The organism is Paraburkholderia polaris (assembly GCF_012927345.1).
GTDB lineage: Bacteria > Pseudomonadota > Gammaproteobacteria > Burkholderiales > Burkholderiaceae > Paraburkholderia > Paraburkholderia polaris.
This window is the reverse complement of the sequence record NZ_JABBGJ010000019.1, coordinates 49,543-64,456: the sequence shown is the minus strand read 5'-3', so window position 1 is coordinate 64,456 and position 14,914 is coordinate 49,543. Positions and strand designations below refer to the sequence as shown.

The window sequence follows — 14,914 nt, the reverse complement described above, 5'->3', positions numbered from 1 at the left end:
CTTTCGCGTTCTGAGTTGAACGATGCATGGCCAGCATCGCCCAAGTGCGTCAGCGATGCAGGCGTGAGATGGGGCCCACCCGAAGCCAGTCGCCGGCCTGGAAGTCGCGCTATTTGAACCCTGCCGCCACGCGCCCCATCTGATCGATGCCGACATCGAACAGGCGCATGAAGAACGGAATCATGTTCGGGATCATCAGCTGCAGGAGCAGCATGCCGATCAGCATCGTCAGCGGAAAGCCGATCTGGAATACGCCGATTTGCGGCGCGGCGCGGTTCAGAATGCCGAGCGAGATATTGGTGATCAGGAGCGCGACGACCACCGGCAGCGACAGCAGCAGACCCGCCGAAAACACTGTGCTGCCGAAATTCGCCAGCGTGCGCCAACCGGGCGCACCCAGAATGTTCGCCGACACCGGCACTGACTGGAACGTGGTCAAGAGCGCGCTGATCATCTGCAGATGGCCGTCGATCACCAGAAACACCAGCATCGCGATGGTGGTCATATAGCTCGACAGCACCTGGCTGGAACTGCTCGCCTGCGCGTCGAAGAATGTCGCGAAACCGAGACCCATGCCCAGACCGACAAAGTCGCCGGTGGCGCCGATCGCCTGAAACACGATCTGCATTGTCATGCCGAGCGCGATGCCGATCAGGAACTGGTTGACGATGATCCACACGCCTTCAGCGGAAAACACCGTCACCTGCGGCAGCGCGCCGAGCGTGGGCGCGACGATGATTGTGATGAACGCCGCGAGGCCGATCTTCACGCGCATTGGCAGCGAGGCGTTGCCGAGCACCGGCGCGGTCGCCACCAGTGCGAGAATCCGCACGAAAGGCCACAGGAACGCCGTGAGCCAGGCATTCAGTTGTGCGTAGGTGACGGAAAACATGGCGGTAGGGAAGGGCGCAAGCGCTGAGCGGAGGCCGGGGCCGCGCTCAGTTGACGAGCGAAGGGATGTTGGTGAGCGTTTCGCGCAGGTAGTCGAGCATGATGGTCAACATCCACGGACCGGCGATCACCATTGTGATGGCGATCGCGAGCAGCTTCGGAATGAACGACAGCGTGGTTTCGTTGATCTGCGTAGCGGCCTGGAACAGGCTCACCACCAGACCGACCACCAGCGCGACCAGCAGCAACGGCGCGGCGAGCAGCAGGCCGATATACATGGCCTGGTGCGCGAGCGTCATGACGGATTCCTGATTCATGGCGTAGTACCGGAAGCGTGAAGGGTTGGGTGACGCAGCTAAGTGCCGTAGCTAAGTGCCGTAACTAAGCGACCCGGTTAAACAAAGCTCTGCGCGAGCGAGCCGAGCAGCAACTGCCAACCGTCGACCAGCACGAACAGCATCAGCTTGAACGGCAGCGAGATGGTGGCGGGCGACACCATCATCATCCCCATCGACATCAGCACGCTCGCCACCACCATGTCGATGATCAGAAACGGGATGAAAATCGTGAAGCCGATCTGGAAGCCCGTCTTCAGTTCACTCGTCACGAACGACGGTACCAGCAGCGACAGCGGTACGTCTTCCGGTCCTTGCATCGGCGCGGCGTGCGAGATGCGGGCGAACAGCGCGAGATCGCTTTCGCGGGTCTGGCGCAGCATGAACGTCTTGAACGGTGCGAGGCCGCGGGTGACCGCCGTCTCCATCGGCATCGAGCCATCGGAGAACGGTTTGTAGCCGTCGTTATAGGCCTTGTCTAGCACCGGCGACATCACGAACAGCGTGAGGAACAGCGCGAGACCGACCAGCACCTGGTTAGGCGGCGTGGTGGTCGTGCCGAGCGCCTGGCGCAGCAGCGACAACACAATGATGATGCGTGTGAAGCTCGTCATCATCAGCACCATTGCCGGCAGGAACGACAGCATCGTGAGCAGCAGCATCGTCTGCACGCTCAGCGAGTAGGTCGTGCCGCCGTTCGGACCCGGGCTCGTATTGAAGGCCGGCAAGCCGGCGGTTTGTGCGAACGACAGCGTCGGCAGCGCGAGCATCAGTGCCGGCAACACGACCGGTGCGACACGGCGCAGGACGGGAATGACTTTCGAGGCGGCGCAAGACATGCGAGTGGCGTGCGCATGACGCACCGATTGCGCTGATTGAAGACTGAACTGCATTACCGATCCCCGCCGCCTTGCCCATTGAAACGTTTGCCCACTTCGCCTTTTAAAGCGTCTCGAAAGCGTTGGCCGAAAGTGCCGGGCAACGCTGCGCGCGCGCTCGAAACATTCGATGCGCCTGGTGCGGCCGGTTGCATACCGGCGACCGGATCGACCGCGGCTGAACCGGCGGGCATCGTGTGCAGCAGACGCACATTGCCTGGCGCCGTGCCGAGCACGAGCCACGTATCGCCGATCTCCACCACGGCGACCCGCTCCTTGCCGCCGAGCGAGGCACCGCCGATTGTCTTCACGAGGCCGCCGCGATTGGCCGGCTGCAAGCCGAAACGGCGCGCGAGCCATGCACAGGCGAACACCAGGCCGATCACCACCAGCAGGCCGACGATGGTTTGCAGCACCGCGCCGACGCCGAGCGCCGGAACGGCCGTGCCCGCACCCACACCGGGCGCGATTTTCGCGGCGTTGTTGACTGCGTTCATGTCGGCTGCGTGCGCGGCCGACGGTGCGAAGGCCGCCACTGAAGCCAGTGCGACCATCAACATCGACGTAGCCGCTGTCGTTGCCACGGTCGCCGCGAGGCCTGCGCGATGGAGATCATTGCGCGCCGCATGTGACTCAAGTGAACCATGCGACCTACGCAACGCGGCGCGACTGGCAACGCATTTCATCGATTCAACTTCCGGATGCGTTCGGACGGCGTGATGATGTCGGTCAGACGGATACCGAACTTGTCGTTCACGACCACCACTTCGCCCTGGGCGATCAGGCAGCCGTTGACCAGCACGTCCATCGGTTCACCCGCCATGCCGTCCAGTTCCACGACCGAGCCCTGCGCGAGTTGCAGCAGGTTGCGGATCGCGATCTTGGTGCGGCCGAGTTCGACGGTCATCTGGACGGGAATGTCCAGGATCATGTCGATATCGTTGCGCGTCGAGGTCGGTTCGACCTTCGAGAGCGGCTGGAACACGCCGGCCGTGGTCGCGCTGACTTCCGTGTTGTCGTTCTGCTCGGCCAGCGCGCTGGCCCAGTCGGCCATCGCCGCGTCGTCTTCGGCGCTGGCTGCGTCGGCGGCCAGCTCTGCCTCAGTCTTTGCGTTCAGGTCACTCATATCCACCATCCTTCATCGTTTCGGCTGCGCTGATCATTTTCTGGACCCGCAACGCGTACTGACCATTGAAAATTCCGTAGCCGCATTCCATCACCGGCACGCCATCGACTTTCGCCGTGATGTGTTCGGGGATGTTGATCGGCAGAACATCGCCCTTGCGCATGTTCAGGATCTGCTCGAACGTGACCGGCACCTGTGCGAGGTCGGCGCTCAGCTCCACTTCCGCTGCCTGCACCTGCTGCGACAGCACGCGGACCCAGCGACGGTCGACTTCCAGCGCCTCGCCCTGGATCGGCGACGAGAGAATGTCGCGGATCGGTTCGATCATCGAATACGGCATGCAGATGTGCAGCGTGCCGCCCGTCGTGCCGAACTCGATCGAGAACTGCGTGACGATGACGATTTCGTTCGGCGTCGCCACGTTGGCGAACTGCGTGTGCATTTCCGAGCGAACGTATTCGAACTGCAGCGGGCGCACGCTTTTCCACGAGGCCGTGTAGTTGTCGAACACCAGGTTGAGCAGCTTGTTGATGATGCGCTGCTCGGTCTGCGTGAAATCGCGGCCTTCGACGCGGGTATGGAAACGCCCGTCACCGCCGAACAGGTTATCGACCACGAAGAACACCAGATTCGGGTCGAACACGAACAGCGACGTGCCGCGCAACGGCTTCACGTGGACCAGGTTCAGGTTGGTCGGGATCGGCAGATTGCGGGTGAACTCGCTGTACTTCAGCACCTTCACTGGACCGACGGAGATTTCCGCCGAGCGCCGCATGAAGTTGAAGATACCGACGCGCAACAGACGCGCGAAACGGTCGTTGATGATTTCAAGACCGGGCATCCGGCCGCGGACGATGCGTTCCTGCGTCGCGATGTTGTACGGGCGTACGCCTGAGCGGTCAGTCTGCTCGGCTTCCGAGTCGGACTCGCCGGTGACGCCCTTGAGGAGGGCATCGACCTCCTCCTGGGACATGAACTCTTCGTGGCCCATTCCTTATTCCTCGTGCGTCCGGCGGTTAGTGATGGCAGCGTGAAACAGGTTCACTGCACGACGAATTCGGTGAACAGCACGTCCTGGACGTGGATGGGTGCGGCGCCCTTATCGGTCGGCTGTTCGATCAGCGTTTGGAGTTCGGTGGCCAGCGCGCGTTTGCCTTCGAGCGGCGCGAGTTCTTCCGGGTGTTTGTTCGACAGTGCGAGGAGGATGCGGCTGCGCACTTCCGGCATATGGTCGGTGAGTTCCTGCTGGGTTTTCGGGTCGTTGAGCTTGAGCGTCAGGCCGATACGCAGGAAGTGTTGCTGACCGTCGTCCGATTGCAGGTTGACCGTCATGGATTCGAGCGGGAAGAAGAGCGGCACGGCCAGTGGCGCCGGCGCGCTGGCGATTCCCACTGAGGCGGGGGCCGGGCTGCGCTGGGACATGAAGAACCACACACCCGCGCCGGCAGCGCCTGCGGCGATGATCGCGATGAGGACGATCAGGATGATGCGCTTCAAGGGGCCCGGGGAAGCGGGCGCGGCTTGCTGGTTTGCGGTCGTGGTTGCCATGAGGTTTGCTTTGCTTGCCTTTAGTGCTGGTGATGGTGATTGTTGTTGATTTGCCTGCGGCGCGATGGGTCGAAAAGAAGGGTTATTGAGGGCTATCTCTGGTTTTTGCCTTTCAGGCGGGTGGCGCCTGTCGGCGTGGGTTTTGGGTTTTTTGTCTTCAGTGGGGGTGGGGGTTGGTTGCCTTCGCGGTGTTTTTTTTTCTGTATGCCTGTGGCGTTGGCTTTTCCTTAATTTGTTTTGCCTGCGTCGTGCTTTTTTGTCTGTGCGCTTGCGGTGTTGGCCTTTCCTTGATTTGTTTGTGGTCTATTAGCGTTCGCCCCTGTGCGGGGCAGGCACTTACTTTCTTTGCCGCCGCAAAGAAAGTAAGCAAAGAAAGCGGCTCAAACCGCTCATGCTAAGTGGGCACCCTTGCTGGGACAGGGTAGTGGCTCCGTAGAGTCCGTGTTCGTGCACCTGCATGCGCTAGTGACAAGGGCGTCATACTTCCGGCGGCGCTGCGCGCGCCGAAGAGCACTTCATAAAACCACCCGCTACGTTTCAACTCTCCCCCGTCTCTCGGAACCACCGTTTGCCATCGCATATCCACAGGCACAGGCACAGGCACAGGCACAGGCACAGGCACAGGCACAGCTATGGCAACGGCAAGGGCAAGGGCAAGGGCAAGGGCAACGGCTACAGCTAGCTCGACAGCTATGAGCGTTGCAACACACGACATTTCATTAGAAGGGTTTGCTGCATGACAGCGGAGGTGCCTCGCCGAGGCGAAGCCGACGGCTCCCGCTGCGCAAAACCGAAGCCCCTGGTTTCCCTGGCAGACCCGTCCGCGACGCACGCAGTGCGGAGTGGGAGCTGATGATGGCTTTGTCACTAACGCTCGAAGGTGCGAGAGCGCGGATTCCACGGAGCCACTACCCTGTCCCAGCAAGGGTGCCCCCTTAGCATGAGCGGTTTGAGCCGCTTTCTTTGCTTACTTTCTTTGCGGCGGCAAAGAAAGTAAGTGCCTGCCCCGCACAGGGGCGAACGCTAATAGACCACTAACAATTCAAGGAAAGGCCAAAGAATCCAGATCAAGGAAAGCCAAAAAAATCCAGATCAAGGAAAACCCAACGCCACAGGCAACCAGACAAAAACCGCCGAGCAGGCAATAAAAACCCCAACCAAACCCAAACACCGCAGGCAAACAAACGACCAAGCGCCGCAAAGGCAAAAAAAGCCGTCAAGCAAACGTATCCACCAACCCCACACTCCGCCGCACGGCAACACTAGCCACGTCATCAACAGAACCAGAATCAGCGCCACCGGCAAAAGCACCCGCGCTGCCCCCGCGCGCCCCTGAGCGCCCCGAATCAGCACTCTGCTGCTGCCCGCCCTGCCGGGCAAACCCATCGCTAACACTAGCGCTCCCCAGCCCAATCCCATTGGACTCCATCGCCTCGCGAAGCTTCGGCAACGCTGCCTCGACAGCCTCCCGCACCTGCTGGTGCTGCGAAACAAACAACGCATGTGCATGGTTATCGGCAACCTGCAACACAACCTGTAGCGGTCCCAAATCCTTCGGGTTCAACGTCAGCTCGGCGCTCTGCGAATGCGCATTCGACAAAAACACCACCTTCTGACTCAACGCGTCTTCCCAGTCCGTCGTGCCCACCGGCGGCGACAACGCATTCGCCACGTCCGCAGCACCAGCGTTGCCCGTCGTTTGCACAGCCGCCGTCGTACTCGCGGCGCTCGCCGCGGCCTGACTGGCTGCCAGCGCCGCCGTCGCGGCATCGGCCGCACTCTTGAAGGACGCTATATCGTCAGCCTGTGCACCATTGGCAGCCGTCGCGGTCAGCGCGTCAGCCGCGGCCTTTGCTGCCGCCGATTGATCCGCAATCGTCGCGGTGGCCGCCGCCGTCAATGCGGCCTTGCCGGCGCTCGACCCCTTGCCGTCGCCGAACAAACCGGCCGCAAACGTCTTGCCGTCCGCCGATTCGTTGAGTCCGTTGCCCGCGCCAGTACCCAGACCGCTTGCGGCCGTCGCAGCATTCGCCGCCGCGCCGCTCGCCAGCGCCTGCGCCGGAACCGCGCCCTGGCCGCTCGCCAGTGCGGCCAGCGCCGCCTGCAAGGCGTCCTGCGCCGACTTCGAATCGGTCGCGCCCGTCTTTTTGCCCGTGGCGCCGCCTGTCGGAGTGTCTGTGCCGGACTGCGTGGTCGCGGTGTCAGTCAGCGCCGCGGCAGGGTCAGCGATCGCCGGGTCGGTGGCGTCATTCGCATTGGCCTGAGCCTGGGCTTGAGCCTGCGCGGCGGCTGCCGCTGCTGCCGTGCCCGCGTCAGTCTGCGTGGCTGTGTTGGCGGACTTCGGCGGCGTCGCGTTGGTCCTGTCGGTCGAGGCCTGCTGCGTGTTGGATGACGAAGCGGACGACGAAGCGGTCGACGAAGCGGACGATGAGGCCGGCGACGAGCCGGATGAAGAAGCGCTCGCCGAGTTGCTGCTCGCGGAATCCGGGCTCTTCGTCGAAGGATCGGGCGGCGGCGCATCATGCACGCTCGACGAAGATGCCGAGGACGAGGAAGCAGACGAAGCAGACGAAGCAGACGACGAAGCCGGCGGCTTGCTCGCACTCTGCGCGGCCGCGTTGTTTTGCAGATCAATGCTCTGCTGCAGGGTCTGCGAGAACGGCGTGGCGTTCGCCGCGGCGGCCAGGGCCGCGTTGGTGGACGTGCTGCTGGCAGAGCCGAGCAGTGAGCCGATCTGTGAAAGAGGCGACATAGGGAATCCTGTCAATCCGTCAAACGGAGTGTTCGATCAATCGAGGCGGCGCCTGGGCGCGTCAAACGCCCTCGGCACGCATCCTCAGAATGCGGGCGGCGTGTTCGTCGGCATCGCGCTGATCGCGCCGCGCCGCGGTTTTCGCTTCGGCAGCTTCGCCACGCGCCTGCAGCACTTCATACGAGCCGAGCTTCTGCTTCTGGCGCTGCCAGTCGGGCTTGGCAGCTTCGACGCGCGCATTGGCCGTTACCAGCAGGTTGCGCTGCTGTTCGATGGCGGCGTCGAGTGTGTCGATGAACGCCTGGAAATTGCGCATGTTGCCGGCGGGCATGCCGGTCTGGGCGGTTGCCGTGAAGCGCGCGTGATATTCGTCGCGGTACTGCACCAGCGAGTCAAATTGCGACTGCACGTCGTTGCGCTCGCGCTGCGCGCGGCCCAGACGTTGTGCGGCGGCATCCACATCGTCCTGGGCCAGGCCGATGAGTGTCTTGATCGGAAAGTGTTTCGCCATCGTCAGCCTCCTTAGGCAAACAGAGCGTCCAGCATCTTGAGACTCGGTTCAAAGGTCGCGCATTCGCGAAAACCTTGTTGCAAAAACGCTTCCATCCGCGGATACAGCGCGATCGCACGGTCGAGCAGCGCGTCGCGCCCGCTCGAATAGGCGCCGACGTTGATCAGATCGCGGTTGCGCTGATAGCGCGACAGCATCTGCTTGAACATACGCGTCTTCTCGAGATGGTTATCGTCGATCAGCGCGGTCATTGCCCGGCTAATCGACGCTTCGATGTCAATCGCCGGATAGTGGCCGGCCTCGGCGAGCGAGCGCGACAGCACGATGTGGCCGTCGAGAATCGCGCGCGCGGAGTCGGCGATCGGATCCTGCTGGTCGTCGCCTTCGGTCAGCACGGTATAGAACGCGGTGATCGAACCGCCGCCCGCCGCACCGTTGCCGGTGCGCTCGACGAGCGCCGGCAGCTTGGCGAACACCGAAGGCGGATAGCCCTTGGTGGCAGGCGGCTCGCCCACGGCTAGCGCAATCTCGCGCTGCGCCATCGCGTAGCGGGTCAGCGAATCCATCAGCAGCAGCACGTGCTTGCCCTGATCGCGGAAATACTCGGCGAGCGAGGTCGAGTACGACGCGGCCTGCATCCGCAAGAGCGGCGAGACGTCGGCCGGCGCGGCGATGACGACCGAGCGCGCGAGGCCTTCCTCGCCGAGAATCTGTTCGATGAATTCCTTCACTTCGCGGCCGCGTTCGCCGATCAGGCCGATCACGATCACCTCGGCGCTGGTGTAGCGCGCCATCGTGCCGAGCAGCACCGATTTACCGACGCCCGAACCGGCGAACAGGCCCATGCGCTGGCCGCGGCCCACGGTCAGGAGCGCGTTGATCGCGCGCACGCCGACGTCGAGCACCTTGTGAATCGGCTCGCGGTTCAGCGGGTTGATGACCGGCGAGGACAGCGGCGCATCGGCATGCGTGCCGAGCGGGCCGAGGCCGTCGAGCGGGCGGCCGGACGCGTCCAGCACGCGGCCGAGCAATTCCCAGCCGACCGGCAAGCGCTTTGCGCCCGCCATCGGATCGGCGATCGGCGCGCTTTCGAGCGGATAGACGCGCGCGCCGGGCAGCAGGCCGATCACTTCGGTGGTCGGCATCAGAAACAGTTTGTCGCCGGAGAAACCGACTACTTCGGCTTCGGCCATCGCCAGAGAACTACCGAATGGCAGTTCGATCATCACTTCGGCGCCCACCGACAGGCGCAGGCCGACTGCTTCGAGCACGAGGCCGGCGGCGCGCGTCAGGCGTCCGCAAGCACGCATCGGCTTGGCGATCGCATTGCGTGCGCGCAGTGCGTCGAGCCTGCCGCGCCAGGCTTGCATGTGCGGATTGCTGTCGAGTGCGGGATCGTACGGGGCAGCGGCGGCGGGGTTTGAAGCGGGGCTCGAAGTGGGCGACTCATGGCTCGCGGCAGCGGACTCGTGGCTCGCCGCCGCGTCCTTCGCCGGATGCCCGTGAGCTGGACGCCCAGCGCCTGGATGCCCGACGCCTGGATGCCCAGCGCCTGGATGCCCGACGCCTGGATCGCGCAGTGCGGCGTCGATGGCTGCGACTGCGGCCGCAGCGGGGGTCACCGCAGCCGGCACATCCGCCAGCGCCTCGGCGCCGAACGACGCCAGTGCCAGCTCGCGTTCGAGCGGCGTCAGATCGCTGGCGCGGATCTCTTCGAGCGTCGGCTTCACCATGTGCTCACCTTGCCGAGTGCGGCGGCGACGCGCTCCCAGCGCGTGTCGATGCCGGCTTCGACTTCACCGGTGCCGGATTGCGCGCGGCAGCCGCCGCGTTCGACCGACGGATCGGTACGCACGGTCCAGCCGCGCGTTTGCAGTTCTTCCATCAAATAGGCTTCGACGACCGGCAGGTCGGCGGGGCTGACGATTAGCGCCGGCGCGCCGACCAGCGCCGGTTCGGTGGCCAGCACCTCACGGGCGGCGGCAATCAGAGCGGTCGGATCGTGCTGCACATGCTGGCGCACCACCTGTTGGGCGATGTCCAGCGCCAACGCGACCAGCGTCTCTGAGATCGCGCCTTGCGCGCCGTCGAGTGCCGCCTTGAAGGTCTCGGCCAGCGCGGCGAGGCGTGCCGCTTCTTCGCGCGCTTCGCTCTGGCCCTGCTCGAAACCTTGAGCGTGGCCTTGCTCGTAACCGGCCTGATAACCAAGCGCCTGCCCGGCCACGTGACCCGTCGCGATGCCTTGCGCATGCGCGGCGTCGCGCAGACGTTCGAGTTCAGCTTCGAACGCGCCGTCGTCGACTTCGGGTTCGGGTTCGGGCGGCGCCGGCGGCACCGGATCGAACGAGGCCATCTCCCAGCGCTGGTAGGCCGAGAGGCGCTCCTTCGCCGCGGAGTTCTGATCAGACATATGCATCTTCCGCCTTGCCGCCTAGAACGATCTGGCCGCTTTCCGCCAGATTGCGCACGATCTGCAGGATGCGGCGCTGCTGCGTCTCGACTTCGGAGACGCGAACCGGGCCGCGCGCATCGAGGTCTTCGGCGAGCAGTTCGGCAGCACGCTGCGACATGTTCGACAGGAACTTCTGGCGCAGCGCGGCCGGCGCGCCCTTCAGCGAGATGATCAACGCCTCGGACTCGACTTCCTTCAGCAACAGCTGGATCGCGCGGTCTTCCAGATCGAGCAGGTTCTCGAACACAAACATCTGATCAATGATCTTCTGCGCGAGTTCCGCGTCGTATTGGCGAACGTTCTCGATGACGCCTTCTTCATGGTTGCTCGACATGAAGTTGAGAATTTCGGCCGCCGTGCGGATGCCGCCCATCGGGCTGCGCTTGAGGTTGTCGCTGCCGGACAGCAGGCCGGTGAGCACGTCGTCGAGTTCGCGCAGCGCGGCCGGCTGGATGCCGTCGAGCGTGGCGATCCGCAACAGCACGTCGTTGCGCAGACGCTCGCTGAAGCAGGCGACAATTTCCGAAGCCTGATCGCGGTCCAGGTGAACGAGGATGGTCGCGATGATCTGCGGATGTTCGTTCTTGATCAGCTCGGCCACCGCCGCGGAGTCCATCCACTTGAGGCCCTCGATACCGCTGGTATCGCTGCCCTGCAGAATCCGGTCGATGATCGCGCCAGCCTTGTCGTCGCCGAGCGCCTTGGTCAGCACCGAGCGGATGTACTCGTTCGAATCGAGCGACATGCCGGTGTGCGTTTCCGCCTCGCGGACGAACTCCTGCAAGACCTCATCGACCTGCTCACGTGTCACGCTTTTCAACGCGGCCATGGCGACGCCGATCTTCTGAACCTCACGCGGCCCGAGGAACTTGAACACCTGCGCGGCTTCTTCCTCGCCGATCGACATCAGCAGGAGCGCGCTCTTCATTACGCCTTCAGCGCTCATCGGTCACCCAATTTTTCACGACGGTTGCAACGATCCTCGGATCCTGGCGGGCGATGTTGCGCGCGAACTCCAGGTTCCGTTCGTATTTGTGCTTCGAGCTCTCCAGTGCGAGCAATTCGCTGTCGCTTTCCAGTTCGGCGACGGTGCTCGCGCCCGCACGCTCTGCGGCGGGGATGCCGTCCAGCAGGACCGGCTCGTCCGGCGACGACAGCGCTGCGACGACCGGTTCGGGCGGCGGGAAAGCGCGGCGCAGCGCCGGCTTCACCATCACGAAGTAGAGGAACAGGGCGACTGCGCCGATCCCGAGGTAAGTGGCGATCTGCTTGTAGAGCGCGATCATGTCCGGCGTGCGCCACCACGGCAGGTCGACGTCCGGGTCGACGTCGGCGGTGAACGGGCTGTTGACCACGTTGACCGAGTCGCCGCGCGTGGCGTCGAAGCCCATTGCGTCCTTCACCAGCTGATTGACCTGCGCGAGCTTGTCGGCGGTAACCGGCTGCATCGTCGCGTGGCCCTTGGCGTCGACCACCCGCAGATAGTTGACCACCACGGCCACTGACAGACGCTTGATGCCGCCCATCGGCTGCTCCAGATGCTGCACCGTCTTGTTGAGTTCGTAGTTGGTGGTCGAATCCTTGCGGTCGCTGACCGGCGTGGTTGTCACGCCAGGCGTGCCGTTGCCCGCCGTGATCGGCGCGGAAGCCGGCTGCGGCGGCTGGTTCGACAGTGCGCCAGGTACGCCTGAGGCCCCAGCTTGCGACATTTCGGTGGCGGTGCTCGATTGCTGGCTGCGGATCGCCGCCTGCTGAGGGGTGCCGTTCGGACCGTAGTTTTCCGAGGTCTGCTCGCTGCGCGAGAAATCGATATCGGCGCTGACCTGCGAGTGCGCGTTGCCGGAACCGAACAGCGGCGACAGGATCGCGTCGATGCGTTGCTGGGTGTTGCGCTCGATCTGTTGGCGGTACTTGAGTTGCGAAGCATCCAGACCGCTGCCGGTGGACGGCTGCGTCAGCAGGTTGCCGTCCTGATCGAGGATGGTCACGCCCTTCACCGGCATATCCGGCACCGCCGACGACACCATATGGGTGATCGCCGACACCTGGCCTTCGTCGAGCGCGCGGCCCGGGTAGAGGTTGACCAGCACGGAAGCCGACGGCGCTTCCTTGTCGCGCACGAACACGGAAGGCTTCGGAATGGCCAGATGCACGCGCGCCGACTTCACCGACGAAATCGACTCGATCGTGCGCTCCAGTTCGCCTTCCAGTGCGCGCTGGTAATTGATCTGCTCGGCGAACTGGCTGATGCCGAACTTCTGGTTGTCCATCAGTTCGAAGCCGACCGAGCCGCTCTTGGGCAGACCTTGCGAAGCCAGACGCAGACGCATTTCATGCACCTGCTCGGCCGGCACGAGGATCGCGCCACCGGAGTCGGAGAACTTGTAGGGGATGTTGGCCGCCTGCAGCGCGGTAATGATGGCGCCGCCGTCGCGATCCGACAGGTTGCTGTAGAGCACCTTGTAGTCCGGCGCGCGTGACCACAGGAACAGACCCGCGACGATGGCGACCAGCAGCGCGACCGCGAAAATCAGCGGGGCGCGCGGGTTGCCGCGCATTTGCGCGAGACCCGACAGGCGCTGGCCGAAGTTGCCGCCCAGGTTGCTCCCCAGGCCGCCGAGGTCCGCAGCTCCGCCGGCCTGGCCGGTGCCGGCAGGACCGGCGCCCGGCTGCGCGCCGGCGAGGCCCATGCGGGCGTCGGGGTTGATCAAAGAGTTGGCTGACGAATCCATGCGTCGGGTATCTCCGGGATGCCTTTGCGTTCTGTCGCTTGAGCGCACCGAGGGTCGGCGGGCGTGCGGACAGAGACTTTCACCATTGAAATTATCCGCAGCGCCGCTCAACCCGATTGCTTGAACAGAGCGGGGTTTCCCCCCTAGTTTCGGGGCTTTCCCGGATGGCCCACTGCTATGCTTTCGTCCAGATCGGTACGGTTTCTGGCATGCCGGTCATCATTCCCTGGAGAGAACATGACATTGCCCGTGAACGCGCTCTCGTCGGCGCTGCAACAGATGCAGTCGATGGCGGCGCAAGCGACCGGCAGCAACACACCGGTGGCCGACCAGTCCGGTGCGGCGACGGCCGGCGGTTTCGCCTCGGCGCTGAAGGCCTCGTTGGACAAGATCAGCGGCGATCAGACCAAGGCGGTCGGCGAATCGCAGGCGTTTGAACTCGGCGCGTCCAACGTTTCGCTGAACGACGTGATGGTCGATATGCAGAAGGCCAACGTCGGCTTCCAGTTCGGCCTGCAGGTGCGCAACAAACTGGTGTCGGCCTATAACGACATCATGCAGATGTCGGTGTGAGTGCGACTCGGGCGGCAGGGCGTTCCGCCCGCCGGAACGCATTTGCCCAGATGCAACGCTGTGTGGTTGCACGGCAGGACTGCCCGCCCGGCGCGCTCTTGAGGCGCTTCGTGGCAGGCGGCCTTGCCGCGCTCAGCGCGATATTGCCCCTATCGGCCCCTTAATCCTCCTTACATCGGCCTAAAGCTTTTCCGCTGCCTATCCGATAACCAGGTACAGGCAGAAATCCGGATGCGGCAACGTGCCCGGATGAGGGGGGCCACGACCAACCGCAGTGCAAGAGAGGAGGAGCGCCGATGTTTTCCCCAGGAAACTCTGGAGCCAATGCGTACGAGCGCGTCGGCGTCGAGACAGGGGTGATGGGCGCGAGTCCGCATCGTCTGATCGTGCTGTTGTATCAGGGGGCCCGGCAAGCGATTGTGCAAGCACGCATGCATCTGCAGCAAGGCAATGTGCCGGCTCGTGATGAGGCGATCGGCAAGGCGATTCGGATCGTCGAAAGCGGGCTGCAATCGTCGCTGAACCTTGAGGTGGGCGGCGAGATTGCAGAGCGGTTGGATGCGCTATATAGCTATATGTCGCGCCGGCTGCTCGAAGCCAACATAAAACAGAGCGAGGCGATGCTGGTCGAGGTTGATGGCCTGCTGGCGACGCTCGAAGAGGCATGGATCGGGATTGCCCCGGAGATCGCGCGGATGGCAGCCCAGCCGGCCGCGGAAAGCATGAGATGACATCGAACGCAGAATATTTCGCCCGCTACGAGGCGATTGCAGCGATTTCCCGCCGCATGCTGATGGCTGCCCGGCGCGCCCTGTGGAACGATCTGGTCCACTTGCAGGAGGAATATCGGAGTCTGGTGGACGCGTTGAAAGACGCGGAAACCGACGTCAGACTGGACGATGCGGAGCGCCTGCGCAAGTACGCGCTGATCCGTCAGATCCTGGCCGACGACGCTGCGATCCGCGATCTGGCGAATCCGCGTATGGCCAATCTGTCGGCGCTATTCGCCGGACGGCCGACTCGCGTGCTCAAGGAACTGTACGGGGCGCGCTGAGTTTGCCCGCGGGCAAAACGCTCTACGAGTCTGCCTGACTGTATTTGAGCGCGTCGCTGCCA

16 protein-coding genes are annotated in these 14,914 nt (G+C 63.7%); 3 read left to right on the top strand and 13 right to left on the bottom strand.

Features of this window, described 5'->3' with window-relative positions; translation table 11 throughout:
• Positions 1-109 precede the first annotated feature (109 nt).
• From fliR to fliF, 13 genes are all read right to left on the bottom strand, one after another.
• Positions 110-892, bottom strand: coding sequence for a flagellar biosynthetic protein FliR (gene fliR / locus HHL24_RS18785; RefSeq protein WP_169486930.1), 783 nt, complete (start codon positions 890-892; stop codon positions 110-112).
• 46 nt (positions 893-938) lie between these two features.
• Entirely contained in the window at positions 939-1,208 is a 270-nt protein-coding gene (fliQ, locus tag HHL24_RS18780) for a flagellar biosynthesis protein FliQ (protein WP_169486929.1), read from the bottom strand.
• Positions 1,209-1,285: 77 nt separating this feature from the next.
• Complete coding sequence (gene fliP, locus HHL24_RS18775; protein ID WP_169486928.1) at positions 1,286-2,065, bottom strand: flagellar type III secretion system pore protein FliP; 780 nt, start codon at positions 2,063-2,065, stop codon at positions 1,286-1,288.
• A 53-nt stretch (positions 2,066-2,118) separates the two neighbouring features.
• Entirely contained in the window at positions 2,119-2,664 is a 546-nt protein-coding gene (gene fliO, locus HHL24_RS18770; RefSeq protein ID WP_169487012.1) for a flagellar biosynthetic protein FliO, read from the bottom strand.
• A gap of 122 nt (positions 2,665-2,786) precedes the next feature.
• Positions 2,787-3,230 carry a flagellar motor switch protein FliN gene (gene fliN / locus HHL24_RS18765; protein ID WP_169486927.1) on the bottom strand — a complete coding sequence of 148 codons (444 nt, stop codon included), beginning with the start codon at positions 3,228-3,230 and terminating at the stop codon, positions 2,787-2,789.
• Positions 3,223-4,221: a flagellar motor switch protein FliM gene (gene fliM, locus HHL24_RS18760; protein WP_169486926.1), complete on the bottom strand. Its 999-nt coding sequence runs from the start codon at positions 4,219-4,221 to the stop codon at positions 3,223-3,225. The genes fliN and fliM overlap by 8 nt, the downstream gene beginning before the upstream one ends.
• 50 nt (positions 4,222-4,271) lie before the next feature.
• Positions 4,272-4,778, bottom strand: a complete 507-nt coding sequence (gene fliL, locus HHL24_RS18755; protein ID WP_169486925.1) for a flagellar basal body-associated protein FliL — start codon at positions 4,776-4,778, stop codon at positions 4,272-4,274.
• A 1,216-nt stretch (positions 4,779-5,994) separates the two neighbouring features.
• Complete coding sequence (locus HHL24_RS18750; RefSeq protein WP_169486924.1) at positions 5,995-7,530, bottom strand: flagellar hook-length control protein FliK; 1,536 nt, start codon at positions 7,528-7,530, stop codon at positions 5,995-5,997.
• 61 nt (positions 7,531-7,591) lie between these two features.
• On the bottom strand, positions 7,592-8,041 hold the full coding sequence (fliJ, locus tag HHL24_RS18745; RefSeq protein ID WP_169486923.1) for a flagellar export protein FliJ: 450 nt from the start codon (positions 8,039-8,041) through the stop codon (positions 7,592-7,594).
• Positions 8,042-8,052: 11 nt separating this feature from the next.
• The gene (gene fliI, locus HHL24_RS18740; RefSeq protein WP_169486922.1) at positions 8,053-9,774 is read right to left on the bottom strand and encodes a flagellar protein export ATPase FliI; all 1,722 of its coding nucleotides are present in this window, start codon (positions 9,772-9,774) and stop codon (positions 8,053-8,055) included.
• Positions 9,768-10,457, bottom strand: coding sequence for a flagellar assembly protein FliH (fliH, locus tag HHL24_RS18735; protein WP_206002922.1), 690 nt, complete (start codon positions 10,455-10,457; stop codon positions 9,768-9,770). Before fliH ends, fliI begins: the two co-directional genes overlap by 7 nt.
• Complete coding sequence (gene fliG / locus HHL24_RS18730; protein ID WP_169486920.1) at positions 10,444-11,439, bottom strand: flagellar motor switch protein FliG; 996 nt, start codon at positions 11,437-11,439, stop codon at positions 10,444-10,446. The genes fliH and fliG overlap by 14 nt, the downstream gene beginning before the upstream one ends.
• On the bottom strand, positions 11,429-13,225 hold the full coding sequence (fliF, locus tag HHL24_RS18725; protein WP_169486919.1) for a flagellar basal-body MS-ring/collar protein FliF: 1,797 nt from the start codon (positions 13,223-13,225) through the stop codon (positions 11,429-11,431). The genes fliG and fliF overlap by 11 nt, the downstream gene beginning before the upstream one ends.
• 237 nt (positions 13,226-13,462) lie before the next feature.
• Between fliF and fliE the strand changes: the two genes are divergently transcribed.
• From fliE to HHL24_RS18710, 3 genes are all read left to right on the top strand, one after another.
• Positions 13,463-13,798, top strand: coding sequence for a flagellar hook-basal body complex protein FliE (gene fliE / locus HHL24_RS18720; protein ID WP_169486918.1), 336 nt, complete (start codon positions 13,463-13,465; stop codon positions 13,796-13,798).
• A gap of 296 nt (positions 13,799-14,094) precedes the next feature.
• Positions 14,095-14,529 (top strand): flagellar export chaperone FliS, encoded by a 435-nt coding sequence (gene fliS / locus HHL24_RS18715; protein ID WP_169486917.1) that lies wholly within the window; start codon positions 14,095-14,097, stop codon positions 14,527-14,529.
• Positions 14,526-14,852, top strand: a complete 327-nt coding sequence (locus tag HHL24_RS18710; RefSeq protein ID WP_169486916.1) for a flagellar protein FliT — start codon at positions 14,526-14,528, stop codon at positions 14,850-14,852. The genes fliS and HHL24_RS18710 overlap by 4 nt, the downstream gene beginning before the upstream one ends.
• The last annotated feature ends 62 nt before the right edge of the window (positions 14,853-14,914 follow it).